General features: G+C 47.7%; 29 protein-coding genes and 1 pseudogene. 6 read left to right on the top strand and 24 right to left on the bottom strand.

All coding sequences use genetic code 11. From position 1 onward, the window contains the following. Positions 1-20 precede the first annotated feature (20 nt). Positions 21-638, top strand: coding sequence for a molybdopterin adenylyltransferase (gene mog / locus QUE60_RS02225; protein ID WP_286227080.1), 618 nt, complete (start codon positions 21-23; stop codon positions 636-638). On the opposite strand, the gene orn is transcribed toward mog, so the two are convergent. Beyond that, the gene (gene orn / locus QUE60_RS02220) at positions 639-1,223 is read right to left on the bottom strand and encodes an oligoribonuclease (protein WP_286227079.1); all 585 of its coding nucleotides are present in this window, start codon (positions 1,221-1,223) and stop codon (positions 639-641) included. Between the two features lie 15 nt (positions 1,224-1,238). On the opposite strand from orn, the gene QUE60_RS02215 reads away from it, so the two are divergent. Together QUE60_RS02215 and rsgA are read left to right on the top strand one after the other, a co-directional pair. Then, positions 1,239-2,489, top strand: coding sequence for a M48 family metallopeptidase (locus QUE60_RS02215; protein WP_286227078.1), 1,251 nt, complete (start codon positions 1,239-1,241; stop codon positions 2,487-2,489). A gap of 13 nt (positions 2,490-2,502) precedes the next feature. Then, on the top strand, positions 2,503-3,498 hold the full coding sequence (gene rsgA / locus QUE60_RS02210) for a ribosome small subunit-dependent GTPase A (protein ID WP_286227077.1): 996 nt from the start codon (positions 2,503-2,505) through the stop codon (positions 3,496-3,498). On the opposite strand, the gene QUE60_RS02205 is transcribed toward rsgA, so the two are convergent. From QUE60_RS02205 to rpsP, 6 genes are all read right to left on the bottom strand, one after another. After that, on the bottom strand, positions 3,443-4,399 hold the full coding sequence (locus QUE60_RS02205) for a CobD/CbiB family protein (protein WP_286227076.1): 957 nt from the start codon (positions 4,397-4,399) through the stop codon (positions 3,443-3,445). The genes rsgA and QUE60_RS02205 overlap by 56 nt on opposite strands. After that, a complete protein-coding gene (locus QUE60_RS02200) occupies positions 4,396-5,127 on the bottom strand; it encodes a CoA pyrophosphatase (protein ID WP_286227075.1) in 732 nt (243 codons plus the stop codon). The genes QUE60_RS02205 and QUE60_RS02200 overlap by 4 nt, the downstream gene beginning before the upstream one ends. 71 nt (positions 5,128-5,198) lie before the next feature. Further along, positions 5,199-5,597 carry a 50S ribosomal protein L19 gene (gene rplS / locus QUE60_RS02195; RefSeq protein WP_108507973.1) on the bottom strand — a complete coding sequence of 133 codons (399 nt, stop codon included), beginning with the start codon at positions 5,595-5,597 and terminating at the stop codon, positions 5,199-5,201. Positions 5,598-5,681: 84 nt separating this feature from the next. Further along, complete coding sequence (gene trmD, locus QUE60_RS02190; protein WP_286227467.1) at positions 5,682-6,434, bottom strand: tRNA (guanosine(37)-N1)-methyltransferase TrmD; 753 nt, start codon at positions 6,432-6,434, stop codon at positions 5,682-5,684. Between the two features lie 17 nt (positions 6,435-6,451). Next, positions 6,452-7,006: a ribosome maturation factor RimM gene (gene rimM / locus QUE60_RS02185; RefSeq protein ID WP_286227074.1), complete on the bottom strand. Its 555-nt coding sequence runs from the start codon at positions 7,004-7,006 to the stop codon at positions 6,452-6,454. Positions 7,007-7,014: 8 nt separating this feature from the next. Next, complete coding sequence (gene rpsP / locus QUE60_RS02180) at positions 7,015-7,260, bottom strand: 30S ribosomal protein S16 (RefSeq protein WP_286227073.1); 246 nt, start codon at positions 7,258-7,260, stop codon at positions 7,015-7,017. A gap of 156 nt (positions 7,261-7,416) precedes the next feature. Here rpsP and QUE60_RS02175 point away from each other — a divergent pair, with 156 nt between their 5' ends. Both QUE60_RS02175 and QUE60_RS02170 read left to right on the top strand, forming a co-directional pair. Beyond that, positions 7,417-7,962 (top strand): META domain-containing protein, encoded by a 546-nt coding sequence (locus tag QUE60_RS02175; RefSeq protein WP_353506045.1) that lies wholly within the window; start codon positions 7,417-7,419, stop codon positions 7,960-7,962. Then, on the top strand, positions 7,959-8,414 hold the full coding sequence (locus QUE60_RS02170; protein ID WP_286227071.1) for a hypothetical protein: 456 nt from the start codon (positions 7,959-7,961) through the stop codon (positions 8,412-8,414). Before QUE60_RS02175 ends, QUE60_RS02170 begins: the two co-directional genes overlap by 4 nt. Positions 8,415-8,421: 7 nt before the next feature. Here the strand turns inward: QUE60_RS02170 and QUE60_RS02165 are convergent, their stop codons facing one another. From QUE60_RS02165 to QUE60_RS02155, 3 genes are read right to left on the bottom strand one after another with little or no spacing between them, the layout of a single operon-like run. Next, on the bottom strand, positions 8,422-9,351 hold the full coding sequence (locus QUE60_RS02165; RefSeq protein WP_286227070.1) for an electron transfer flavoprotein subunit alpha/FixB family protein: 930 nt from the start codon (positions 9,349-9,351) through the stop codon (positions 8,422-8,424). Further along, entirely contained in the window at positions 9,351-10,100 is a 750-nt protein-coding gene (locus tag QUE60_RS02160) for an electron transfer flavoprotein subunit beta/FixA family protein (RefSeq protein ID WP_286227069.1), read from the bottom strand. The genes QUE60_RS02165 and QUE60_RS02160 overlap by 1 nt, the downstream gene beginning before the upstream one ends. Positions 10,101-10,150: 50 nt before the next feature. Next, complete coding sequence (locus QUE60_RS02155) at positions 10,151-11,071, bottom strand: histone deacetylase family protein (protein ID WP_286227068.1); 921 nt, start codon at positions 11,069-11,071, stop codon at positions 10,151-10,153. Between the two features lie 84 nt (positions 11,072-11,155). Here QUE60_RS02155 and QUE60_RS02150 point away from each other — a divergent pair, with 84 nt between their 5' ends. Further along, positions 11,156-12,442: a lytic murein transglycosylase gene (locus tag QUE60_RS02150; protein WP_286227067.1), complete on the top strand. Its 1,287-nt coding sequence runs from the start codon at positions 11,156-11,158 to the stop codon at positions 12,440-12,442. Here the strand turns inward: QUE60_RS02150 and cysM are convergent. The 14 genes and pseudogenes from cysM to serC all read right to left on the bottom strand — a co-directional run bounded on the left by cysM (position 12,439) and on the right by serC (position 26,976). Then, on the bottom strand, positions 12,439-13,365 hold the full coding sequence (gene cysM, locus QUE60_RS02145; RefSeq protein WP_286227066.1) for a cysteine synthase CysM: 927 nt from the start codon (positions 13,363-13,365) through the stop codon (positions 12,439-12,441). The genes QUE60_RS02150 and cysM overlap by 4 nt on opposite strands. A 40-nt stretch (positions 13,366-13,405) precedes the next feature. Continuing rightward, entirely contained in the window at positions 13,406-13,852 is a 447-nt protein-coding gene (locus tag QUE60_RS02140; RefSeq protein ID WP_286227065.1) for a ComEA family DNA-binding protein, read from the bottom strand. Positions 13,853-13,946: 94 nt separating this feature from the next. After that, positions 13,947-14,966: an ADP-glyceromanno-heptose 6-epimerase gene (gene rfaD, locus QUE60_RS02135; protein ID WP_286227064.1), complete on the bottom strand. Its 1,020-nt coding sequence runs from the start codon at positions 14,964-14,966 to the stop codon at positions 13,947-13,949. Further along, positions 14,963-15,895, bottom strand: a complete 933-nt coding sequence (rfaE1, locus tag QUE60_RS02130) for a D-glycero-beta-D-manno-heptose-7-phosphate kinase (protein WP_286227063.1) — start codon at positions 15,893-15,895, stop codon at positions 14,963-14,965. The genes rfaD and rfaE1 overlap by 4 nt, the downstream gene beginning before the upstream one ends. A 22-nt stretch (positions 15,896-15,917) precedes the next feature. Beyond that, the gene (locus QUE60_RS02125; protein WP_286227062.1) at positions 15,918-17,282 is read right to left on the bottom strand and encodes a UDP-glucose dehydrogenase family protein; all 1,365 of its coding nucleotides are present in this window, start codon (positions 17,280-17,282) and stop codon (positions 15,918-15,920) included. Between the two features lie 48 nt (positions 17,283-17,330). Beyond that, the gene (gene lapB / locus QUE60_RS02120) at positions 17,331-18,542 is read right to left on the bottom strand and encodes a lipopolysaccharide assembly protein LapB (protein ID WP_286227061.1); all 1,212 of its coding nucleotides are present in this window, start codon (positions 18,540-18,542) and stop codon (positions 17,331-17,333) included. Positions 18,543-18,657: 115 nt separating this feature from the next. Next, positions 18,658-18,954: pseudogene (locus tag QUE60_RS02115) on the bottom strand (integration host factor subunit beta); the annotation flags it as partial. Positions 18,955-18,994: 40 nt separating this feature from the next. Continuing rightward, positions 18,995-20,668 carry a 30S ribosomal protein S1 gene (gene rpsA, locus QUE60_RS02110; protein WP_286227060.1) on the bottom strand — a complete coding sequence of 558 codons (1,674 nt, stop codon included), beginning with the start codon at positions 20,666-20,668 and terminating at the stop codon, positions 18,995-18,997. Positions 20,669-20,777: 109 nt separating this feature from the next. Beyond that, positions 20,778-21,443, bottom strand: a complete 666-nt coding sequence (gene cmk / locus QUE60_RS02105) for a (d)CMP kinase (RefSeq protein WP_286227059.1) — start codon at positions 21,441-21,443, stop codon at positions 20,778-20,780. 23 nt (positions 21,444-21,466) lie between these two features. After that, positions 21,467-22,786 carry a 3-phosphoshikimate 1-carboxyvinyltransferase gene (aroA, locus tag QUE60_RS02100; RefSeq protein ID WP_286227058.1) on the bottom strand — a complete coding sequence of 440 codons (1,320 nt, stop codon included), beginning with the start codon at positions 22,784-22,786 and terminating at the stop codon, positions 21,467-21,469. Beyond that, complete coding sequence (locus tag QUE60_RS02095; protein ID WP_286227057.1) at positions 22,786-23,655, bottom strand: prephenate dehydrogenase; 870 nt, start codon at positions 23,653-23,655, stop codon at positions 22,786-22,788. Before QUE60_RS02095 ends, aroA begins: the two co-directional genes overlap by 1 nt. Then, on the bottom strand, positions 23,652-24,788 hold the full coding sequence (gene hisC, locus QUE60_RS02090) for a histidinol-phosphate transaminase (RefSeq protein WP_286227056.1): 1,137 nt from the start codon (positions 24,786-24,788) through the stop codon (positions 23,652-23,654). The genes QUE60_RS02095 and hisC overlap by 4 nt, the downstream gene beginning before the upstream one ends. An 11-nt stretch (positions 24,789-24,799) precedes the next feature. After that, entirely contained in the window at positions 24,800-25,882 is a 1,083-nt protein-coding gene (pheA, locus tag QUE60_RS02085; protein ID WP_286227055.1) for a prephenate dehydratase, read from the bottom strand. Beyond that, entirely contained in the window at positions 25,882-26,976 is a 1,095-nt protein-coding gene (gene serC / locus QUE60_RS02080; protein WP_286227054.1) for a 3-phosphoserine/phosphohydroxythreonine transaminase, read from the bottom strand. Before serC ends, pheA begins: the two co-directional genes overlap by 1 nt. Positions 26,977-27,000: the final 24 nt, after the last annotated feature.

The raw sequence follows: 27,000 nt of genomic DNA, 5'->3' as shown, positions 1-27,000 counted from the left end.
ATGATAGCTAGAATAGAACCATGAAGCAGCCCAGCCCCTTTGAACGCCGTTTTCCCAATGAGGTAAAAATTGGATTGGTTTCGATTTCAGATCGAGCCAGTCAAGGGGTCTATGTCGATGAGGGCATTCCCAGCCTACGAAATTGGCTTTCGCGCGTCATCACCACACCCCTCGTTTTCCATGAGCGCCTAATCCCTGATGAGATAGAACACATCACCTCAAGTTTAATTGAGCTTGTTGATGAAATGGGCTGTGACCTTGTCTTAACGACGGGCGGCACTGGTCCGGCGCGCCGCGATGTAACCCCAGAAGCAACCTTGGAAGTGGGGACTCGCGAGATGCCCGGCTTTGGCGAACAAATGCGCCAAATTAGTTTGCATTTTGTACCCACCGCAATTTTGTCAAGGCAGGTGGCTGTTCTGCGAGAAATTGAAGGCCATGGCGCTCTCATCCTTAACCTTCCGGGCCAACCTAAATCCATTCAAGAGACCTTGGAGGGCTTGAGGGATCCTGAAGGCAAGGTCCTAGTTCATGGGATTTTTGCAGCGATACCCTATTGCATTGAGCTGATGAGTGGGCCGATCATTGAAACCGATGAGGCCATTGTCAAAGCCTTTAGGCCCAAGAAAAAGAAGTAATTAATCGCTACTTGGCGCAGGTAGCCGAAAGAAGTGCTCTCGGTAGTACTTCAGCTCCTCAATCGATTCCATAATATCGGCCAGAGCCGTATGAGCCTGTTTCTTTTCAAAACCTTTTACCAAATTAGGTTGCCAACGTTTTGACAGCTCTTTGACGGTTGAAACATCAACATTTCGATAATGGAAATAAGCTTCAAGCTTAGGCATATAGCGAGCCATAAAGCGTCGATCTTGGCAAATTGAGTTACCACACATTGGCGCAGTATTCGCTTTTACATATTGCTTTAAAAAGGCAATGCATTGCTGCTCAACCTCTGACTCACTCAGCAAGGAAGCCTTCACTTTATCGACCAGACCGGATTTGCTGTGGGTTCCTTTGTTCCAAGCATCCATGCCGTCTAACACCTCGTCCGTTTGGTGAACAACCCATACCGGCGCTGTGGCTATTACGTTCAAGTGAGCATCGGTGATGATCATGGCGATCTCCAAGATTCGGTCGCTATCGGGCTTTAGGCCGGACATTTCCATATCGACCCAAACCAGAGGATCATTTCCATTAGCAGCGTGCTTTATTTGTTCACTCATCTCTATAATACTTTCATGACTTTTACTTGGATCTTCATTGTCGCCCTACTGCTAAGTGTTGGCATGCGCCACTGGTTGGCCATGCGACAAATACGCCACGTCGCCCTCCACCGCGCTAGTGTACCGAATGAATTTGCTTCCCGAGTTTCTTTGGCTGATCATCAAAAAGCAGCTGATTACACGATTGCCAAATTACGCTTAGGTCTTCTCGAAAATGCCTTTGGTGCGCTTGTGTTGATTGGCTTTACCTTATTGGGCGGCTTGGAGTGGCTTAATCAAACGCTATTGAACTTAATGGGACCAGGCATTACCCAGCAAATCCTTCTTTTAGTTTCTCTAGCCCTCATTTCTGGTCTTTTGGATTTACCCTTTACCTGGAAAAAACAATTTGGGATTGAAGCAGCCTTTGGCTTTAATCGCATGACTCCACGCCTCTTTTGGCTTGATACCTTTAAAGGAGTTGCCTTGGCGGCTGCGCTTGGTTTACCGCTCTTATGGTTAGTTCTCGAGCTCATGGCCACTAGTGGGACTTATTGGTGGTTGTGGACATGGGTAGTTTGGACACTATTCAACGCCCTACTACTATGGCTCTTTCCCACGGTAATCGCACCCTTATTTAACAAATTTAAGGCGCTCGAGGATGGTCCACTAAAAACCCAAATCGAGCAACTCTTAAAACGCTGTGACTTTGCTAGTCAAGGTCTTTTTGTCATGGATGGGAGTAAACGAAGTGCCCATGGCAATGCTTATTTCACGGGCATCGGCAAAGCAAAACGCATTGTCTTTTTTGATACCCTGATTGAAAAGTTAGAGCCCTTAGAGGTGGAGGCGGTCCTAGCGCATGAGCTCGGTCATTTCAAGCGTCAACATATCCGCAAGCGTTTACTGGTCTCATTTGCTCTCAGCTTTGTCATGCTAGCTATTTTGGGATGGATTAGTTCACAGCCCTGGTTCTATTTTGGCCTTGGCGTAACTCCGGATCTCAATGGTTACAACGGTGGTCTGGCTCTTGCCCTCTTTATGTTGGTAGCGCCTGTATTTGGATTCTTCTTCACGCCACTGGGAAGTCTTGCTTCGCGTAAACATGAATACGAAGCCGATCATTTTGCAGCCCAGAAATCATCTGCAAGTGCCCTGATCTCTGCCTTGGTGAAGCTGTATCAAGACAATGCTTCCACCCTCACCCCCGATCCAATCTACACGGCTTTCTATAGTTCGCATCCTCCCGCCCCATTGCGGATTGCGCATCTTCAGCGATTTGCATGAGTGATATTCGGTAATGGGTCCTTTTCGTGCCCTTCTAAGCGCTTCGTATGGCAGACATTACTTAGCGCAACGGATTGAGGCTGATGGATCCCATCATGGGCCATTCATTCATGTGAGTGCTCCTGGTAAACAACACCTTGGGGCAGTAGGCGATCGGTTGATTCTAGAGAGCACCTCGGCGGATCAGGCCCGTATTCTTGAAATTGAACCGCGCAAGAATTTACTCTATCGCTCAGATGCATTTAGGAGTAAAAGCATTGCTGCTAATGTTGATCAGATACTGATTGTTTTAGCAACCGCGCCCGCATTCTCGCCCGATCTTCTTGGGCGCGCAGTGATTGCGGCTGAACTGAATCAAATTGATCTTCATATCATTTTGAACAAATGCGACCTACACGATAAGCTTGAAGCGGCTCGTGATCAGCTGGGCCCATACAAATCGATGGGTTACGCGGTACATGAAGTCTCTGCAAAATTGAATCCAAAATCGCTCGACGCACTTGTGCCACTCCTAAAGGGCAAAGTATCGGTTTTAGTCGGGCAATCCGGTATGGGTAAGTCAACGCTTCTAAATGCCTGGATCCCCAATGCAGCCGCTGTCACCCAGGAATACTCGCAAAAACTGGATAGTGGCAAACATACCACCACGGCCTGCCGCTATTTTGATCTACCAGAATGGGGTCGCGATGCAAATGGTTTAGGAGCAATTATTGACTCACCAGGCTTTCAAGAATTTGGCCTTGCGCATGTATCGGAGAGTCAGTTACAACATGCCTTTCGGGAGTTCAAACCCTATTTGGGTCAGTGTCGCTTTCATAATTGCAAACACGACAATGAGCCCGATTGTGCGGTTCAAGCGGCCGTCTTGGCAGGAGTCATTGCGAGTGAACGCTTAGCGCTCTTTAAACAGCTGGTCTCAGACTCGAGGACAGCAGATATTCAGATCCAGGGGATTAGCCCAGCCAAAGAGCGATGGTCAACATCGCTAAAACCACCATACAAACGATAAGGGCTCGCCACACTAAGCCGATTGCTGAGCGCATGGATCGCTCACTGGGCTCGTGACCAATTTCGTAGATCGGCGGCTCACCAGCCTCGGCACGAGCTAGTGCCTCATCACTGGTTGGCTCCCGCAGAGGCTCTCCTAAACGAACACCTAGCGCTCCACTACCCGAAGCCAATAAAACAGCCGAGAGTGGATCCGCCCACTTACCGGTTAAGTTACGCCAGGCATAAATAGCGTCTTCAAAATTACCTACGATAGCGAAGCTAATCGCACTGAGGCGAACTGGGATCCAATCCAAAATATAGAAAAAATGCTTTGCCGCCTCCGATAAATTCAGACCAAAGTTCTCCCAACGCTTACTCGCCTTATCTGCGAGCCGGTACAAAACAACTCCGGCAGGGCCAATTGGTATCAAGAACCAGAAAAATACCCCAAATACATGGCGATGAGCCCCAATAATGGCTCGCTCTAGAGCAATCGCGATGATCTCACTTTCGGATAGATGCGAGGTATCAAACTCATCACCCACCCACGCTTGGAGCGCAAGCCGCGCGGCAGGAAGATCATGATTTTGAATCGCTTCATGGACCTCGGTAAATGAGTGGCTAAATTGCCGAAAACCGAAGAACAAATACACGATGATGATGTTCCAGACAAATGCCAATAATGGGTTCACGATGTATGCAAATATATAGACTGCGAATACCAACACCGTTGGTAAGCCAAATCCAACCAAGCAGGCCAAACGGGCGCCCACGGGAGTTGCACCCTGCTCGGATTTGCCACCAAACTCTTTAGCGACCCAATCGAGCCATGTGGCACTCATTCTCCGAATCCAATGCGATGCGGTAACGGGCCGGTATTGCTCGGCAATGAGAGCGAAAAGAATAGAGAAAAAGGTCATGCTTTTAATAAATGATATAGATTTCGTAACATTCCAGCAGTAGCGCCCCAAATAAAGCGATCCGCATACGGAATAGCATAAAAACGCCGCGAGCCCTCATCACTATGCCACACCCGTACCTCATGATTCGCTGGGTTCATCAGAAATGGTAGAGGAACCTCAAAAACATCCGCCACTTCAAATGGATCTGGTCGATATTCTCGAGGGGGCTCAACCAGAGCAACCACGGGGGTCACCCGATAACCAGAGACAGTCAAATACTCCGGCATGGTTCCGATCACATCAATATGATCGCTGGATAAGCCGATCTCTTCCTCACTTTCGCGCAATGCAGTAGTAATGATTGATTCATCTGCATGGTCTTTTCGACCACCTGGAAAGCTAATTTGCCCGGCATGATCATGCAAATGATCGGTTCGCTGCGTTAAGAGAACATTTAAACCGTTTGGTTGCATCACCAGTGGTAGCAAAATAGCAGCCTCTGTGATCAACCCTTCTGCCTCGCGTTGCGCAATGATGTCACTGGCGATCACATGCCGATTTTCATCCGTAATTTCAGGGATCCAGGTTGGTGGGGCAGCAAAATGCTTTCGTAGGGCGTTGGCATCAAACAGATGCTCAGCCACCCGAGCTTGATCCTCGCAGCGATGGGCAATGGGCACACTTCGCGGATTAAAACCAGGTGGCGCAGCTAAGCTTTTTCTGATGGATGCAGACGAATTAACCATGCCATCATTTTAGGTGATTTAAATAAACAAAAAGGCGACCGAAGTCGCCTTGATTGCTGGTACCAGATTAATTACTCAGCGCTTTGCTCAGCAACGACCTCTTTAGCACGGGCAGTTAGCTTCTCTTTAATACGCGCGGACTTGCCGGAACGATCGCGCAAGTAATACAACTTAGCACGACGCACATCACCACGACGCTTCACTTCAATACTGGCAATCAATGGTGAGTAGGTTTGGAATGTACGCTCAACGCCTTCGCCTGATGAAATCTTACGAACAATGAAACTGGAGTTAAGACCGCGATTGCGTTTAGCAATGACCACACCCTCAAATGCCTGAGCACGTTTACGAGTACCCTCAACAACATTCACGCTAACAACAACAGTATCGCCAGGAGCAAAACTTGGAATCGTTTTGTTGGCAGTTAGGCGAGCAATTTCTTCTTGCTCAATCGTTTGAATCAAATTCATTTCAACTCCTTTGGCATCGTATTGACGTTAATCCCACACATAGGTGGACTCAATAGAGGATGCAGTTCAATTTTTGCCAAGCTTTTAGGGTTTAAGCGTCTTTAAAAACGCTTCGTCCTTCGGGCTCAGCAACCCATTTGCACGCGCTTTGATGATGAGATCTGGGCGGCGCTTTAACGTTAGCTCCAAAGACTGTTGCCGACGCCAATCCATTATTTTAGCGTGATGTCCGCCCAAAAGCACGTCTGGTACCGATTTATTTCCATAAACCTCCGGACGGGTGTAGTGAGGATGGTCTAAAAGACCATTCATAAAGCTATCTTGCAGCGCTGAGTCCTCATCCCCTAAAGCCCCCGGAATTAAGCGGATTACAGCATCCATGAGGATCATAGCGGGCAGTTCGCCCCCCGAAACAACAAAATCACCGATTGAGATCTCAAGATCTACTTTGTCATCAATGAAACGTTGGTCAATAGCCTCATACCGACCACAAATTAAGGTTAATTGTCGGTAATTGATGATATCTGTCGCTAACTTTTGTGAAAATGGCTCTCCTTGAGGGCTTAATAAACAAACCGGCCCGGGATTAATTCCTCGACCGCGATGGGAGCGGCTCACAGCCTCAAGACAAGAATCTAGGGGTTTAGCCATCATTACCATTCCAGGACCGCCACCATAAGCCCGATCATCGACCGTTTTTCGGGAATCTTCAGAAAAATCTCTGATATTCCAAGTAGTTACAGAAGTTATCCCTTGCTCACAGGCGCGGCCGGTCACCCCATATTGCGTGAGAGCAGCAAACATCTCCGGGAAGAGTGTCAACACATCAAAATCCATCTTGGTCGCATCCACGCTCATTGGCTCCAGTCGGGTTGCCAATCCACTACAACTTTGCCTAATGGAAGTTCTGCTGACTTCAGCTCAACTGATTTCACAATTGCAGGGACAAAGGGAATCAGCTCACTGCCAATCGTCATGATTGGATGGGCCCCAAATTCAGCCATATCCTCAATATTACCGAGACGAATCCCCTGCTCGTTATAGACCTCGCACCCAATCAAATCAACCCAGTAATAGGTGTCCTGCTCGGGTGCTGGAAACGCCTTTCTTGGGAGCAAAACCGTCTGGCCCTTCATGGCCAAGGCAGCATCTCGATCACAAATGCCATCCAAAAGCATCACCACAAAGCCAGAATGAATTTTGGCGCTTTGTACACGATAAACAGCGGGGGATGCGGCAGAGTAAGGGTCCTGCAAATAAGCCTCCTTGCACGCCAAGAGGGCGATTGGGTCAGGGGAATACGGGCGGACTTTGATGTGGCCTTTTAGGCCCTGGGCATCGTAGACGATACCCAAATCAATTAAATCAGAGGGGGTTTGATGACCGCTCACCACTCCCCCTTCAATCATGGCCAAGATTAGGCCGCTGGGTGATCCTTGATCAAACGCTTTACGGTTGGCGAAATTTGCGCACCAACGCCAGACCAATAATTTAAACGGTCTTGAGAAAGGCGCATTGCCTGCTCTTTTTCCGAAGCTTGGGGATTAAAGTAACCCAAACGCTCGATGAAATTCGAGTCGCGACGATTGCGTTTGTCGGTAGCAACGATGCTAAAAAAAGGGCGCTTTTTAGAACCGCCGCGGGCAAGTCGAATGACGACCATAGGTATTTCCTTAAAATCAAATAATTACAAAATGGCTGGCTGAATCGTCTTCACTCAATAAGGTTTTTTGACCAATGAGTGTGATGACCACAGAAAACCTCATATTCTAGACGAAATACCCCAAAAACTCCATCACTCTACAAAAGATTATCGACTGTGACCAATAAAAATACATATAAATCAGAGACTTATATAAAAAATCCCGGGCTAGAGGTCTCACAGACTAAGAGAAGGCTAATAAGGCTCATCAGCTCAACCCCCTTTTTATTGATTGGTTGCGCCAAAATAGTGCCCCCATGCCCTGGGAAAACGACCCCACCCTATTCCGAACTGGTTGGCACTCAATGGGAACTAAATCGCTGGAATATGCCACCAAACAGTATGGGTGAGGTTCGCCTTCGCACGATGCCCAGTGATAGTGGACCAAAAATTAGTTTGCAATTTAGCCAGAGTCGAATGAGTGGCTATAGTGGCTGCAATCGCTTCACTGCACAAATCCTCGAGGATCCTCGAGGATTTGAGATCAACCAGATCGCCGCGACTCGCATGGCCTGCGCTTCCAATCGCGAGGATATTGAACGCGATTTCTTATATTTACTGAGGGATTACCGAAGCATTGCACGGGATGGAAATTATTTACTTATCATTGGACCCAACCGCGAAGTATTAGGCTTTAACTTAATCCAACGAACCAACCCATGAGCACCCCATTTCGGTCCAAATTACGATTTTCTGCGCTGGGACTTTTTCTTCCAGGAACTGGATTGAACTGCTTTTATTTACTCGGTATCAAAAGTTTTTGGGGATGGATCCAGTTTGCATCCCTAATAGCAGGCATTCTGGGTTTTATGCTCCTAAATACAAGCCCAGAATCTTCTGCGGCTGCCTGGGCGTTAATTGTTCTTGGATTTATTGCCTTAGAGGCCAGTTGGTTAAGCACGATTGTCTTTGGATTACGTCCCGATGAAAAATGGGATGCGCAATTTAATACTTCATTTCAAGGTAAACAAAAAACGCAATCGGGTTGGCCTGTCGTAATTTGCGTAATCCTCTCGTTAGTGATTGGCGCAGGGGTCATGATGAGCTTTCTGGCTATTGGCTTTGAACAATTCTTCATCTACCAAATTGAAGAGGCCAAAAAGCTCAGCCAATAAGTTGAGCTTAGATCGAGGCAGTTAACTCAGGTACAAGAGTAAACAAATCACCAACGAGTCCGTAGTCGGCGACACCAAAAATTGGTGCATCTGGATCTTTGTTAATCGCCACAATGACTTTGGAGTCTTTCATGCCAGCAAGATGCTGAATTGCTCCAGAGATACCCACTGCAATATAAAGCTGAGGAGCTACAATTTTCCCAGTTTGACCCACTTGATAATCATTAGGTACATAACCTGCATCCACTGCAGCACGGGAAGCGCCGAGAGCAGCGCCAAGCTTGTCTGCTAATGGCTCAATCAACTCCTTGTATTTCTCGGCAGAGCCAAGCCCACGACCCCCAGAAACAATAATTTTTGCAGCCGACAACTCAGGACGGTCTGATTTGGTTAACTCGCGACCAACAAATTGACTTGCGGCAAATGGCTGTACCGGAGAAATTGATTCGATAGAGCATGATCCGCTAGTCCCAGCAAGATCAAAATTCGTGGTTCGTACCGTAATCACTTTTTTAGAGTCAATCGTTTGAACCGTCGCAATTGCGTTACCCGCATAAATGGGCCGCTCAAATTGATCGGCAGACACCACCTTAGTGATATCGGAAAGCTGAGCAACGTCCAGCTTCGCCGCAACCCGGGGCATCACACTCTTACCGTGTGCCGTAGCGGGCGCTAAAAAATAGTCATAGTTTGGGGCTAGGGCAAGAATTTGCTCCGCAACTGCCTCCGGTAACTGGTTGGCAAAATGCGGTGCATTGGCATAAAGAACCTTTCCAATCCCCTCAATCTTGCTGGCTTCTTGGACTATCGTATCCACATCATGGCCCACTACCAAAATATCAACCACATTAGCGCATTGCTTAGCAGCGCTTACTGCATGATGCGTGGCCATTTTTAATGATTGCTGATCGTGCTCAGCGAGAACCAGTGCAGCCATTACAGTACCTTTGCTTCGTTTTTTAACTTATCAATCAAAGTTGCCACATCCGGCACTTTGATACCTGCTGAGCGCTTTGGTGGCTCCTCGACCCGAATGGTTTTCAGCCGCGGGGTAATATCAATCCCTAGATCATTGGGCTTGACAATATCCAACTGCTTTTTCTTGGCTTTCATGATGTTGGGTAGAGTGACGTAACGCGGCTCATTTAAGCGAAGATCGGTCGTGATCACAGCAGGCAAAGAAACTGCAACAGTCTCAAGACCGCCATCAACCTCGCGAGTGACCGATGCCTGCCCATTACTAATAGTCACCTTAGAAGCAAATGTTGCCTGGGGCAGATTGAGCAAGGCGGCTAACATTTGCCCGGTTTGGTTACTATCATCATCAATCGCCTGCTTACCCATAATGATGAGCTGAGGCTGCTCTTTGGAATAGATGGCTTGAAGCAATTTAGCAACTGCTAAAGGCTGTAATTCGATATCCGTCTCGCATAAAATTGCGCGGTCTGCGCCGATCGCTAAGGCAGTTCTTAATGTCTCTTGGCATGCTTGAGGGCCTGCTGAAAAAGCAATAACTTCTGTAACAAGGCCTGCCTCTTTGAGTCGAACCGCCTCTTCAACAGCAATTTCATCAAAGGGATTCATGCTCATTTTGACATTAGCAATGTCCACCCCCGATTGATCGGATTTAACGCGAACCTTCACGTTGTAATCGACCACTCGCTTAACTGCGACCAAAACCTTCATGAACGACAACCTTTTTGCTTATCTAAACGTCTATTTTATCGTGATTCAGATTAAATCTCGGCCAAGGTTTTCAGGTGAGCAACCACGCTACGCCCCAATGCAGAAAGGTTATATCCACCCTCAAGGCAACTCACAATCTTACCGTCACAATGGCGATTAGCAACCTCCATTAATTGCTTGGTCATCCATACGTAATCGTCTTCAACCAGGCCCATTTGGCCTAAATCATCCTCACGATGAGCGTCAAAACCGGCTGAAATAATAATGAGCTGTGGTTTGAATTCATCAAGTCGTGGGATCCAGGTTTTACTAATCATGTCACGGACGATCTTACCGTTGGTAGTTGCTGGTAAGGGCACGTTGACCATATTGTCACCACCATCTAAACCACTGTAGGGGTAAAAGGGATGTTGAAAAAAACTGCACATTAGTACATGCGGGTCATTGATGAATGCGGCCTCTGTGCCATTACCGTGATGCACGTCAAAATCAATCACGGCGACACGTTCTAAGCCATACTTTTCGATGGCATAACGCGCGGCGATTGCCACATTATTAAATACACAAAATCCCATCGAGCGATGAGGCTCGGCATGATGTCCCGGAGGCCGAATCGCACAAAATGCATTATTGACCTCACCTTGCATCACGGCATCCACTGCTACTATTGCTGCGCCGGCTGCACGCAAGGAGACTGTCAACGTTGCTGGGTTCATGATGGTATCGCCATCAATCATCGAGTAGCCACTACTCGGAGCCTTACTCTTCACAAATGCTAAATGATCTTCGCTGTGTACTCGTGTGATGTCAGCGTCCGACGCGAGTGGCGGATCAATCCGTTTTAAATGCGTATCCAGACGACTCTGAATTAGCTGATCCTCAATGGCGGCAATTCGCTCAGGGCACTCTGGATGATGGCGACCCATCTCGTGTTTCATAAAATCAGGATGGCTGATGTAGGCTGTGCTCATATTTGTCTCTCATCGAATAACAACTAACTATACTTAGTATGAATTTGTATTAAAAATACTATTTTTTATTATCTTAGCGCGATCTTGAACTTTCTACCGTTTTTCTCCAGCCTGGCACTAACGATTCTGTTGGGCGCCTGTGCATCGCCCACTCCACCAAGCACAGCACCTAATCCTCAGTCCACAAAACCCGAAGTAGAGGTTCGTACTGATAAGGCTACTGTATCTAGCGCTAAACGAGATCCGTCTTCGCTCAAGGCGCTTCTCGATCAGATCTCGCGGCAGCAAAATATCCCTTTGGGATTGCTCGAAGATGGCTTTAAAGATGTTCAACATCTATCCCAAGTCAAACAATTAGTTGCTCCTCCGCCTGTTAGCTTTCAAAAAAACTGGCGGGTATATCGTTCGCGCTTTGTGGAACCCGTCCGTATTCGAGCTGGCTTTGCCTTTATCGAGCAAAATCGTGCTGCTCTAGAAGCTGCCGAATCGGAATCTGGCGTTCCTCATCAAGTGATTGCGGCGATTATTGGGGTGGAGACGATTTATGGTCGTCAAATGGGAAACTTCCGGGTCAAGGATGTACTAAGCACGCTTGCTTTTGACTATCCAGAGGCGCCCAATCAAGCAGCGCGTGAGCTCCTTTTTCAGAATCAACTGAAAGACCTAATTATTTTGTGCTGGCAAGAAGCAAAGAATCGGCAAGATGCGTTTAATCGTTGCCTCAATCAAAGAAGCTCTTATGCAGGCGCCATTGGCCTTCCCCAGTTTATGCCTGGAAGTATTTTGCAATTTGCCACCGATGGGGATGGGGATGGCGTAATTGATCTTCGCAATAGTCGACGTGACGCAATCTTTAGTGTTGCCAACTTCCTTAAAGTCCATGGCTGGCAACCTGGTATGCCCATCTACTTTCCTGTCATTCAAAATGAGCAAACTCAAGCAAAAATTATTGAGCTGGCCGATGGTCAGCCGATTGCTAAAATTACAGTTGCAGAATTAATTCAGCTCGGTATTTTGCAGCCCAGCAACGGCGATCTACTGCAAGGCGGGGTTGAACCCAGTAGCAAAGCCTTGATTATTGATTTACCATCGCCTGGAGTTAATCAAGAGCCTGAGATCCTTTATGTTGTTGGACTCCAAAACTTCCTCAGTATTGTGAACTACAACCGTAGTTACTTTTACGCTCAAAGTGTTGCTGAATTTGCGCAGGCGCTAGGGTATGAAAACAAAAGTGTACTTGCACGAGACCAGATCGATAAACCAGGGCCGGGCCCAGTGCCCACCCATAAAAATCGATCATCAACAGCCAAAGCAACTAAGAAAGATAGTAAAGCGAAGAAATCGAGTAAGCCATCGAAGTCAAATAACTAGGCTGGGAATACACCTGTCGATAAATAGCGATCGCCCCGATCGCACACAATGAATACGATCGTAGCATTTTCAACCGTTTGAGCAACGCGTAGCGCAATCACTAAAGCGCCTGCAGCTGACACACCACAAAAGATACCTTCTTCCTTAGCCATACGACGGGCCATTTCTTCAGCCTCCGCCTGGGTCACATACTCAATTCGATCGACACGTTCAGCTTGATAGATTTTAGGCAAGTAGGCGGGTGCCCATTTCCGAATTCCAGGAATCTGCGAGCCTTCTTCGGGCTGCCCACCAATAATTTGGATTTCTGGATTCATGGACTTTAGATACGTCGATACGCCAGTAATCGTTCCCGTAGTCCCCATTGCGGAAACAAAATGAGTAATCTGACCATGTGTATCACACCAAATCTCTGGCCCCGTGGTCTCAATGTGAGCCCGCGGATTATCTGGGTTGGCAAATTGATCCAATAGCTTGCCACGACCCTCTTTCTGTAGTTGCTCTGCGTAATCTCGAGCCAACTCCATCCCGCCTGAGCTAGAGGTCAAAATAAGTTCTGCACCATATGCAGCCATGCTCTGTCGACGCTCAAGACTTTGGTTTTCGGGCATGACCAAAATAATTTTGTAACCCAACATCGCCCCAACCATGGCAATCGCAATACCGGTATTGCCACTCGTAGCCTCAATTAAGGTATCGCCAGGTTTAATATCGCCTCGTAATTCAGCGTGCTTAATCATGGAGAGCGCGGGTCGATCCTTGACCGACCCGGCTGGATTATTACCCTCTAACTTACCCAAAATCACATTACCGCGCCGCTCATTCTCCACACCAGGAATACGCTGTAAGCGAACCAAAGGGGTATTGCCAATGGTTTGAGAAATCGTTGGATAGAGAGCCGCAGATGGATTAGATTGGGTCATAGAGTTATTTTAGCGATAACTTCACCCAATACCGCTGATTTCAATAGCGCTGACGCGAACCAGTCGACCGCTCGTTCTCCGCCGCAGGCGCTTTAGCCTGATACTTGGACGTCTTTTTTGTGGAACGCATCTCTGAGCGTGAGCCACTTTTTGTCTCACGGTACCCACTTTGACCCTCGATTTTCAAACCATTCTCCATTAATTTACTAACCGAGCGCTCGCCAATACCCCGAACCCGTGATTGCAGATCATATGAGTCATAAAACGCACCACCCTTTTCTCGCTCCGCAATAATTGCCTTCGCTTTTGACGGCCCAAGCCCACGAATACTCTCTAACTCGGTCTGACTGGCCGTATTGACATTGACTGGAGCAGCATTTGCAAGAGTTATGCCAAGAGGAAGTGCCAGCGCTAATGCCGTCATGCCAATCATCGATCCTTTAGATACAGCTTTAGCAGATGTGTGAAACAGAGTCGATAAACCCATAATTTCTCCTTTGAGGTTGATGAACAAACCATGACGAAAGTGTCATGGCTTTCTTCAACGCCCAATGGTTGATTGGGTTGACGAAATAAATGGTCTAGAGGGGATTTGCTAAAAAATCAGAATTTGCTGATAGCCAGGCAATGTATTGGCTGACACCATTCTCAACATCTAAGAAGCTATCGTTATAGCCTGCCGCCCTTAATTGAGTTAAATCGGCTTGCGTGAAGCACTGATATTTGCCCCGTAAGTCATCGGGAAATGGAATATATTGAATGAGACCTTGTTGCACTAAATCTGCCAATGGTAACGCTGGTTGATCGGCCAGTTTACGCATGGTATTTACAGTTGCCAGCGCAACGTCGTTAAACGGTTGAGCACGACCTGTGCCAAGGTTAAAAATACCACTCTTTTCTGGATGATCCAAAAAGAAGAGGTTCACCTTCACCACATCTTCAACCGATACAAAATCCCGTGATTGCTGACCAGGTGCATAGCCGCCATACTCACCAAATAATTTGACCGTTTGATTATTTTTGAACTGATGGTAATGATGAAATGCAACCGAGGCCATCCTGCCCTTATGAGACTCACGTGGGCCATACACATTGAAATACCGAAAGCCAACTACCTGAGCCGTCGGGGCCTTCTCAGCCATACGAGCACGCATATATTGGTCAAACAGAAACTTTGAGTAGCCATAAATGTTCAGAGGCTTCTCATACTGCCGATCCTCTACAAACGTATCGGATCCTCCATAGGTTGCAGCCGATGATGCATAAAGAAATGGGACCTTTTGATCGGTGCATATCTCATAGAGATTGATGGAGTATTGATAGTTATTGTTCATCATGAAAACCCCATCGGTCTCCATCGTGTCTGAACATGCGCCCTCATGGAATACTGCCTTTACCTTACCAAACCAGCCCTCATGAAAGCCCTCTAAAAAATCATTCTTATCGATGTAATCAGCAATATCCAAATCGGCTAGATTGCGATATTTATCTGCAGGTCGCAAATCATCGACTGCAATAATATTTTTTTCTCCACGGGCATTTAAAGCACGAACAATATTCGCACCTACAAATCCGGCGGCACCAGTCACGATATAGGTCACTGTAGCTCCTCTGCACAAACGGTTGCTGTTCCCAATTTACCGACCACTATTCCTCCAGCGCGATTGGCTAAGGCCATCGCACGCTCCAAAGGCCATTTTGCTGCCAAGGCTACTGCTAGAGTAGCAATGACGGTATCACCAGCGCCTGATACATCAAATACCTCGCGGGCCTGCGCACGCACATGACTTGCACCCGCAGAGGTAAATAATGTCATACCCTCCTCAGAGCGAGTTAATAATAAGGCCTCAACCTGAAGCTGCTCTCTCAAGGCTTGAGCCTTTTGGGTGAGCTCCGCTTCGCTGGACCATGCGCCAACCACTTGCCGCAATTCACTGCGATTGGGCGTCAACACAGTAGCCCCCTGATACTTCGAATATGCATCACCCTTTGGGTCGACCAAAACAATCTTATTCTTGGCTTTTGCTAAGGCAATCATACTGGCCACTTGCTCCAACGCGCCCTTGCCATAGTCGGACAAGATAACAACATCTGCTTTGGGCAATAATGTCTCGAACTGTTTCAGTTTCTGTGCTAACGAATTGGAACTCGGGGTCTCTTCAAAGTCCAAACGGATTAATTGCTGCTGACGGGCAATCACTCTTAACTTAACCGTCGTGGGTACTTTGGGATCAGCTTGTAAGTAGCTTTGTACACCACTATCTTGCAATAAGGCTTCTACACGTTTACCAGCCTCATCCACTCCAATCACCCCTAGAAGACTGGTTTGCGCTCCTAAAGCCGAGGCATTGCGGGCCACATTAGCCGCGCCCCCCAAGCGCTCATCAATCTTTCCAACCTGCACCACAGGAACTGGGGCCTCAGGCGAGATGCGACTAGTATCACCAAACCAATAACGATCGAGCATGACATCACCCACCACCAAAAGGCGTGCTTTACTAAATTGTGTTCGGTCAGCTTTCTCAGTCATCGCTCTAAATTTAATTCAAATGTTAATTATGCCGACCAATCCCGTAATACTCAAAATCCAGCTCGGTCATCGACTGGGGTTCGTAAAGGTTGCGTCCATCAAAAATGATTGGGTTCTTCATCGCCTGTTTTAGATAATCAAAATCAGGGCTACGGAATGCTTTCCACTCGGTCACAATAATTAATGCGCTAGCTCCTACCAAGGCATCCTCAGGAGTTTTTACTAAGGAAATTTTTTGAAGCTGATCTGGTTTTCCTTGAAAATCGATCTCAAAGGCGTGTTGTGCCTCAGGCATTGCAACTGGATCATGAGCCATTACCTGTGCGCCACGCTTAACTAACGCCGCAATAATGAATCGACTAGGTGCTTCACGCATATCGTCTGTATTGGGTTTAAATGCTAAACCCCACACCGCAAATCGATGATTAGAAAGATTCTCACCAAAACGCTTGGTAATCTTCTCAATCAAGATTGTTTTTTGTTGACGATTGACTGCCTCGACAGCCTCTAAAATTTTAAGATCGCGCCCATGCTGCAGAGCAGTTTTAGATAGAGCCGATACATCCTTTGGAAAGCAAGAGCCTCCATAGCCCGTTCCTGCGTATAAAAATCCATAACCAATCCGGGAATCTGAGCCAATCCCTTGGCGAACGGACTCAATATCAGCTCCAACCGCATCGGCTAAATTGGCAAGCTCGTTCATAAAGGAGATACGGGTAGCCAGCATTGCATTGGCAGCATATTTTGTAAGCTCGGCACTCTTTACATCCATGTAATAGGTGCGCTCATGATGCCGATTAAATGGTGCATAAAGTTTGCGCATTAATTCTTTAGCGCGTAGACCCGCAGCATCCTGATTGGTACCAATCACAATGCGATCGGGACGCATAAAATCTTCCACCGCAGCACCCTCTTTCAAAAACTCAGGATTGGAGACCACTGAACACCATGCAGGATCTAAATTGCGTGTTTTTAATTCCTCGGTAATAGCTGCCGTAACTTTCTCGGCGGTACCAACTGGCACCGTTGACTTATCAACAATCACCTTAGGGCCATTCATATGTTTGCCAATATTGCGTGCTGCCGCAATCACATACTGCAAATCGGCTGAGCCATCCTCATCAGGCGGGGTACCCACCGCAATAAACTGAATTTCACCATGCTGAACAGCTGCTGCCACATCGGTCGAAAATTGAATACGTCCAGCCGCTCGATTACGGGCGATCATCTCTTGCAACCCCGGTTCGTAAATTGGAACTCCACCCGAATTTAAGATATCGATCTTTTTCTGATCGAGATCTAAGCAAAAAACCGTATTTCCGAGTTCGGCTAGACATGCCCCTGTAACTAATCCTACATATCCACTACCGACAATGGTGACTTTCAATTTTTATTCCTTAATACATGTTTCTAACTTGATCATTTGAGTGATTGATTACATCGACGGGCCGCTTGGGACTGCACCCTCAGTCCGTCGGGGTGAGTATGCCTCCCAATGATTACAGCCAGGGCATTGCCAATAAAAACGCCTTGCCCGAAATCCGCAATTTCCACAGGTATAACGTGCCAAAGCGGTTGTCCGCTGCTTGAGTAACCCAAGGGTAGACTTTAAATCCGCCACCCGTGTCTCGGGTCCTGTTACTTCTGCCAAGGCTAAACGCGTCTCCGCTAACTTCGATAATGCACTAAGTGTCGGAGAATGCTGCATCACATCGATTAACATGGCTTCGGCCGCCTTAGCCCCCCGAACTTGCATCATATGCTTATGCACGATGTCTAAGAGCTCACCAATGGCTTGGGTTTTGAGGAGAGCGAGTAATTGATCCAAACCAAGATCGACTTGGTTGACAGCATGATGTGCAGCCATCCACCGATCAGCTACTAAATGCATATAAGCGGGATTCTCTTTCGCCACAATTGCCCAGACATCGATCGCCTGTTGGGGGCGCTCGTTGGCCAAATAGTAATCACCCTGCAAGATTAAGGCTCTGGCATGGTTTGGAATTGCGGATAGGGCGTGATGGATGGCCTCATTTGCTTCGGGAAAATCAGCACGTCGTAGCGCCTCTTGTGCAATCTCGCAATAAAACTGCGCAATCTCCAATTGATGGCTTTTATCTTGCAAGCCCTGAAGTTCATTAGCAGCAATAATGGCCTTTTTCCAGTCCTTCTCAATTTGATACATCTCGAGAAGACTCTCTTTAGCGGGTATGGCATATTTGCCAGCACCGACCTGATTGAGAGACGCTTCAGCACGATCCAATAGACCGGCACGCAAAAAATCACGTCCCAGCTCATATGCAGCATGATCTCGATCGCGCGGTTTTAAATCTTCACGATTAGCCAGATGTTGATGAACGCGAATCGCTCGCTCGGTCTCACCACGACGGCGAAATAAATTACCCAGTGAAAAATGCAGATCGACTGTTTCTGGGTCCAATTGAGCAACCTTGACCAAGGTTTCTATCGCCTGATCGGGCTGCTCATTGAGCAACAGGTTTAAGCCTTTAAAGGTCGAGCGTTGCTGTTTTAGTCGTTCACGCTCATCTTGGCGCGCCTCTAAGCGCAAATCCCAGCGAGAAGCTAGCCAACCCAAACCGAAGAATATGGGGATTAGAAGTAACCAACCGGTTTCAATTTGAATCATTTCAGTGGCGAATGAATAGACGTACTATTTTTAGATCTCTGGGAGATCTACCACCACAGGACTAGGCACCCGAACTACCTGAGTCAAGAATAATTTTTTGATCGAGTGGCTTGTAATCAACACGCTCACGAAGTTCTTTGCCTGGCTTGAAATGCGGAACGCGCTTTTCTGGGATTAGGACCTTCTCACCCGATTTTGGATTACGTCCAGTACGAGCGGGTCGATGATGCAAAACAAAGCTTCCTACACCGCGCAACTCAATACGCTTGCCTTCGGCTAAGGCTTGGGTCATGGTGTCTAGCAAGGTTTTTACTGCTAGCTCAACATCCCGAGGTAGGAGTTGCGGAAACTGCTCCGCAAGGCTCTCAACCAGCTCAGAACGGGTTATCGCTTGGTGCTCTTGATCTGACATAGTCTAATTAGCCCGCCACCCAAAGGGTGGCGGAATCACCTTAGCTTTGATTATCCATTTTCGCCTTCAACAGGGCGCCAAGATTGGTTGTACCAGAGCCAGCATCACCCTGTAACTTATTCATGGCATCTTGTTGATCAGCGCTATCTTTTGCCTTGATCGATAAATTAATCGAACGTGATTTACGATCAATATTAATGATCATTGCAGTGACAGAATCGCCCTCTTTAAGCGCATTGCGTGCATCTTCAACGCGATCGGTTGAGATCTCTGAGGCGCGCAAATAACCCTCCACCTCATCAGCGAGGGCGATTACAGCTCCTTTTGCATCAACACTCTTGACGGTACCGGTAACCATACTGCCTTTGTCGCTGGTCGACGTAAAGTTGTTAAAGGGATCACCTGACATTTGTTTGATGCCAAGGGAGATACGCTCCTTCTCAACATCAATTGCCAAAACAACGGCTTCTAATTCATCGCCTTTCTTAAAGGCCTTAACAGCCTCTTCGCCAGGCTCATTCCATGATAGGTCAGACAGATGAACCAAGCCATCAATTCCGCCAGGTAGGCCAATAAAGACGCCAAAATCTGTAATGGACTTAATTGCCCCTTTGATCTTGTCACCCTTTTGATGGCTGCGTGAGAACTCTTCCCATGGGTTTGCTTTGCATTGCTTAATACCTAAGCTTATACGACGCTTATCTTCATCAATGTCCAGAACCATTACTTCTACTTCGGTTCCCAAAGCAACTGCTTTACTTGGGGCCACATTCTTATTGGTCCAATCCATTTCAGATACGTGAACCAAGCCTTCTATGCCGCTCTCGATTTCAACGAACGCGCCATAATCGGTCAGATTAGTGACCTTGCCAAAGAGACGTGTATTGGGCGGGTAACGACGAGCAATACCAACCCAAGGATCATCGCCCAACTGTTTAATACCTAATGAAACACGATTCTTCTCTTGGTCAAACTTCAGAATCTTAGCGGTTACCTCTTGACCCACAGTCAGCATTTCGCTGGGGTGACGCACACGACGCCAAGCCAAGTCAGTAATGTGGAGAAGGCCATCAATACCGCCAAGATCAACGAATGCGCCGTAATCGGTAATATTCTTAATGGTGCCCTGAACAACACTACCCTCTTGGAGGTTAGACATCATCTTCGCGCGCTCTTCACCCTGGCTAGCTTCAACCACGGCACGACGCGAGAGAACAACGTTATTGCGCTTACGATCTAGCTTAATGACCTTAAATTCCATGGTCTTGCCTTCGTAAGGGCTGGTATCTTTAATTGGACGAGTATCAACCAGTGATCCAGGCAAGAAGGCACGGATACCATTAACCATAACGGTCAATCCACCCTTCACCTTACCGGTTACTGTGCCAGTAACGATCTCAGCTCCTTCAAGAGCTTTCTCGAGATTCATCCAAGACGCGAGACGTTTTGCTTTATCGCGGGACAAAATCGTATCGCCATAGCCATTTTCTAGGGCGTCAATTGCGACAGATACGAAATCACCAGGGCTGACTTCGAGCTCGCCCTGGTCATTTTGGAATTCTTCAACGGGTATAAATGCTTCGGACTTAAGACCGGCATTCACAACGACGAAATTATGATCAATACGAACGACTTCGGCCGAAATAACTTGGCCGGTTTTCATATTAGAACGGGTTAGGGATTCTTCAAATAGTGCTGCAAAAGATTCAGACATGAGGTTCACTTTGTGCCGCCAATTACTGACGGGTTGGGTTAATAAAACTCAAGCTAGCGGTTTGTTTACCGTGGGTGCTAACTTAAGCGCCAAACTTCAACTTCTACTTCTATCTTCCATTTACATCTTGGTACCAAGACAGTACCTGCTCAACTGCTTGATCGATCGATAAGTTCGAGGTGTCGAGCAAATGCGCCCCTTCAACTTGTTTTAGAGGAGCGGTTGCTCGTTGAATGTCTCGAGCGTCTCGTTCCTGTAAATCTTGCAAAAGGACGTCCATTCTAGCAGAAATTCCCTTAGCGATCAATTGCTTATATCGACGCTCCGCCCGAGCCTCCACACTGGCCGTCAAAAACACCTTCAAAACAGCGTCTGTAAAGATCCGGCTAGCCATATCCCGACCATCAGCCACTAAGCCTGGGGTCCTCCGAAACCCTCTTTGGCGGGCCAAAAGGGCATCCCTCACCTCTGGATAAACTGCAATTTGGGATGCCAAAACCCCAATGGACTCGTCTCGAATGGCCTCTGTGACATCCTCACCACCCAAGAAAATGAGTCCATTTTTAAACTCAATCTGTATGGCGAGGGCAAGCTCACCCAAGGCGCGGCAATCGGAAGGTGGGACGCCCTTTTGCTGGCTAGCAAGCGCTACTAGACGATATAGAGCGCCACTGTCCAAATAATGGAATCCAAGACGGTTCGCAACTTGCATTGCAACCGTACCTTTGCCTGAGGCAGTGGGTCCATCAATTGCGATGACCGGGGGAAGGCTCAACCCAAATACTCCTTCATAGGAAATTAATACGTGATTCGTGCCAACTCTGAAAAGTAATGTGGAAAGGTTTTTGCAACGCACAGAGGATCGTTAATTAAGATTGGCTTTGGACCGAATGCTGCCAGAGAGAAGCACATCGCCATCCGATGATCATCATAGGTATCAATTCCCTGCGGTGGCGTATGCCATTGCTCATCACTTAATGGATGAACCTCAATGAAATCTTCACCCTCATGAACCACTGCCCCCAATTTACGCAGCTCGGTCGCCATGGCTGCAATTCGGTCCGTTTCTTTCACCCGCCAGCTGGCGATCTTCTCTAAGCGGGTTTTTCCTTGTGCAAATAATGCCATTACGGCCAAGGTCATCGCTGCGTCTGGGATTGTGGTGCAGTCAATCGTAATACCTCGCAATCTTCCATCGGTATGAATAACGCCGCTGGTCTCAAGAAAATCATCGCCGCGCAGCACTCTTGCTCCCATTTGTTCGATGGCATCTGCGAAAGCAACATCTCCCTGAATGCTATTTTTACCAACCCCAAGAACGCGCACTGGACCTCGACCAAGCACGCCGGCTGCCAAAAAATAGGATGCGGAGGATGCGTCACCCTCGACCCAGAGTGTTTGGGGGCTTTTGTACACAGCTCCGGCTTGAGTAGGCGCAATCACAAACTGATGGGGCGTTGGATTATTTACCTCGACCCTAAACCGGGCCATCAATTGAATTGTGATGTTGATGTATGGTCTAGAAATTAACTCACCGATCACTTCGATCTGGATTGGTTTGCGAGCTACCAGAGGTAGTGCCATCAATAAAGCCGTCAGAAATTGGCTAGAGACATCACCCCTAACCCGAATTACGGGAGGTAAGGCAAGCTTACTGGCATGGATTTGAATAGGCGGATAACCGACCGCTTGCTCATAATCAATCTGCGCGCCAATTTGCGAGAGTCCGTCAACTAAATCACCAATCGGGCGCTCGTGCATCCGCGGCACTCCAGAGAGTCGATACTTGCCCTCTTGCATGACTAATGCTGCAGTAAGCGGCCGAATGGCAGTTCCGGCATTTCCCATGAATAAGTCAGCGTGCTTGACTGGGAAAACGCCAGCACAACCTATCACCTCACAATCATGACCATGATCCTCAGCCTTTACGCCCAATTGACGCAAGGCATTGCGCATCACCCGGGTATCATCGGCATCAAGCAATTGTTTAAGCATGGTCGTACCACTTGCTAATGCAGCAAGCAGCAATGCGCGATTCGAAATACTTTTTGATCCAGGCAGAGTCATCTGACCCCTGGCGCCTTGGAAAGGTCCAATCTGTAATGCTTCGCTCGCCATTACGACTCTTCCCACCGCTTACGAGCTTCACTAGCTTTCAGAAAAACTCTCTCAAGCGCTTGCGAATCCTCCTTAGCAATCAGGTCACGAAGAGCATTTGCAATCACGAGATACTGATCTAGCTCTTTCAAAATCGCCGATTTATTGGCAAGGCAAATATCGCGCCACATCTCAGGGCTCGAAGCGGCAATCCGAGTGAAATCCCGAAATCCAGCTCCGGCGTGGCCAAGCTTTTGCTCAGCATCTTCGGAGTTCAGCACACTCGTCATTAATGCGTATGACAGCAAATGAGGCAAATGCGAAACTGCTGCGTAGATTGCATCATGCTGAATCGCCGATATCCGTTTAATGCGCGACCCTAATGCCTGCCAAAAACTCTCAACCAAAGCCACATCTGCTGCAGAGTTCTCTTGTAACTGACAAATAATGGTTTGCTTTCCCTGAAATAAATCAGCCTTCGCTGCCACGACACCATGCTGCGCACCACCTGCAATCGGATGGGCTGGAACAAATTGGCAAACCTTCTTACCTAAAACCTCTTTGGCCGCCACAATCAGATCACTTTTAGTACTACCCGCATCCGTAATTAATGTGTGCGGATTGAGATGTGGTTCAATCGTTTGAAAACAGGCACGCATTTGTGCAACGGGGACACACAAAATGATCCACTGGGCTTTTTTACTTGCGCCCTCAAGATCATCGATGCGATCAATCGCCCCTAATTTTTTAGCCTCTTCAAGATTGCTTGCACTTCGACCTACGCCGATCACTTCAGTAACAACCCTAGCTTTCTTGAGTGCCAAGCCAATTGATCCGCCAATCAAACCAACGCCAACAATGGCAACCGTTCCAAACTGATTTTGACTCATGCGGTGCCCTGTGGCTGGTTCAAAATAGCCTTGAGAGCTTGAATACAAATAGCATTTTCTTCTGGCAAGCCGATGGAGATTCTGAGCCACTGTGGTAACCCATAATTACCAACGGGTCGCACAATCACTCCCCGCTTTAATAGCTCGCGGTTAACGCGCGCACCCGCTTCGTTATCATTGCCCACCTTCACCAGAACAAAATTTCCAGATGAGGGCAAATAGCTTAAGTCCATTTGCTCAAACGCCTGCGTCAATTGTTGATAACCCGCTCGATTTAGTTCGTAGCCCCGTTGTAAGAATGCTTCGTCGCCTAGGGCAGCAATGGCAGCGGCCTGGGCCAAACTATTCACATTAAAAGGTTGTCGAATCCGGTTTAATAAATCGGTTAAATGGGGTTGCGCAATACCGTATCCAATCCGCAACCCTGCTAATCCGTAGGCTTTTGAAAAGCTGCGTGAAACTACCAAATTAGGATACTTTTTCACCCAAGCGATTGCGTCGTAGCGCTGCTCTGGGGCAAGGTATTCGTTATATGCCTCGTCCAATACCACCACCACATGGGCAGGCATCTCAGATATAAATGCTTCAATGGCTTTTGGCTGCAGATAACTGCCGGTTGGATTATTTGGGTTTGCTACGAATGCTAACTTGGCAGTCTCTCCGAGTGATCGAATGGTCTGCAGCATAGCCGGCAGATCATGACCGTAATTGGCATCGGCAGCAACCTCCACTGCTTTTGCACCAATCGCTTGCGTTGCCAAAGGGTAAACCGCAAACGCGTGTTTGGAAAATATAACGGCATCACCAGCGTGTGCTACCGCTCTAGCGGTAAGCTCCAAAATATCATTACTACCATTACCCAAGGTAATCCAGTCCTCTGGAACCTCAAGACGCTTGGATAAGACGCATTTAAGCTCAAAACCATTGGAATCTGGATAGCGGCCCAGATCATTGGCGGCCCGCAACATTGCTTCCTTAGCCGACGTTGGCATACCCAAGGGATTTTCATTGGAGGCCAACTTCACGATCGCACTTTCGTCTAAACCAAACTCACGCGCTACCTCGCTAATGGGTCTACCGCCAACATAGGGTGCAATTGTATGTACATGGTCTAAGCCAATTTTTTTGGTCATGGATGAAACTCTTAATTTTTAGCGCGCGGATAGGAGCCCAGATTTTTATAAAAGGCAGCAATCGTTTTTAACTCAGCAATCGCCGTGGCTACTTTGCCATCACTCGCATGTCCATCAATATCGATATAAAAATGGTATTCCCAAGACCCCTTTCGGGCAGGTCGTGATTCAAATCGCGTCATGGAAACCCCATGTTTTGCCAACGGTCCTAATAGGTGATGAACCGCTCCAGGTTGATTGGCAACCGAGAGCACCAAAGATGTCTGATCATGACCGCATGGTTGACATACATATTGACCGATCACAACAAAACGTGTGCGATTATTTGGATCATCCTGAATCTGTGCTGAAACAATTTGCAAACCATAGGCCAATTGAGCCGGCTCACCAGCAATCGCAGCAATACTTGGATCTTGACTAGCCATCCGCGCAGCCTCGGCATTACTACTAACAGCCTGCCGATGTAATTGAGGCGCATGCGTGCTCAACCATTGTTGGCATTGAGCCAAGGCCTGAGCATGAGCGCAAACTGTTTTTACACCATCCAAACTTCCATGCTTGGTTAAGAGGTGATGCCGAATGGGCAAGACTACCTCACCACTAATTTGCAATGGACTTTCTAGCAATAAATCCAAGGTTCGAGAAACTGCGCCTTCACTGGAGTTCTCAACAGGTACAACACCAAAGCTAGCGGCCCCTTTTTCAACGGCCTTGAAGACCTCATCCAAACTCGCGCATGGCAAGCCGTCAATCGACTGCCCAAAAAATTGATGCGCCGCCTGTTCCGAGAAAGTGCCGGTTGGACCCAAATATGCAATGGTTTGCTTGGATTCGAGCGCACGACATGCCGACATAATTTCGCGCCAGATCGAAGCGAGGCCATCCGGCAATAATGGGCCAGGATTCTTTTGTAAAACATTCTGGATCACCTGGCTCTCTCGCTCAGGACGAAAAATGGGGGCTGATGATTCATTTTTAATATGGCCGACCGCTTGGGCCGCCACGGCACGCTTCGATAAAAGCTCTAAAAGCTCTTGATCGATCGAATCAATCTGAGCGCGTAGCGGAGCTAACCGTTGATCATCATTTGACATTAGGCACGCCTTTCAAACTCACGCATGAACTCCACCAAAGTCTCAACGCCAGTAATCGGCATCGCGTTGTAGATACTAGCGCGCATCCCTCCTGCGGCCTTATGGCCACGTAGGGCTGCCAAACCTGCAGCACTGGATTGCTCCAAAAACTCTGCATTTAAACCTTCGTCTTTCAGAAAAAATGTGATGTTTGTTCTCGAGCGACACTTTGGGTCTACGCGATTTTCATATAAGGAGCTTCCATCAATCAACTCGTAGAGCATGCTTGATTTCAATTGACTACGGCGCTCCATCTCTTCTACCCCACCTTGCCGCTTGATCCATTCAAATACTAAGCCCGAAACATAAATTGGGAAAGTGGGTGGAGTATTGAACATCGATTGATTGGCTGCCTCCTTTGCCCAATCCCAGATTGAAGGAGTAATGGGCATCGCATACCCCATCAAGTCCTTGCGCACAATCACAATAGTGACTCCTGCAGGGCCAATATTCTTCTGAGCACCGGCGAAAAGTACGCCACACTCGCTGACATTCATGGCTTTTGAAAGAATATTGCTCGAGATATCAGCAATCAATGGGGTCTTACCAAGCTTTGGAAACTCAGCAAATTCAACGCCACCAATCGTCTCGTTAGCACAGATATGCACATAGGCCGCATCTTCGGATAAGGTCCATGTACTTTGATCTGGAATCGACTGAAATCCTTGCGCTTGCGAACTCGCAGCAATGTGAGCCTCCCCATATTTTTGCGCTTCTTTGAAGGATTTCTCCGACCAGATCCCGGTCACCACAAAATCTGCCTTGGGTTTCTTGGCTAAGGGCATTAGATTCATCGGAATCGCCGCATTTTGACCAATTCCCCCACCTTGTAAGAGCAAGATTTCGTAATCGTTTGGAATGCGCATAAGCTCGCGAAGATCGGCTAAGGTTTTTTCATAAACCGCCATAAACTCCTTGCTGCGGTGACTAATTTCCATCACGCTGGTGCCGAGGCCCTGCCAATTCAAGAGTTCATCGCGAGCTTGCTCCAAAACCTCTTCAGGCAAGGTTGCTGGGCCCGCTGCGAAGTTATAAATGCGGCGGTCAAAACTCATTATGAAGTCCGGTTAGTCGAAGCT

Source organism: Polynucleobacter sp. HIN11, assembly GCF_030297675.1.
Classification (GTDB): domain Bacteria; phylum Pseudomonadota; class Gammaproteobacteria; order Burkholderiales; family Burkholderiaceae; genus Polynucleobacter.
This window is presented reverse-complemented; position numbering and strand designations above follow the sequence as displayed.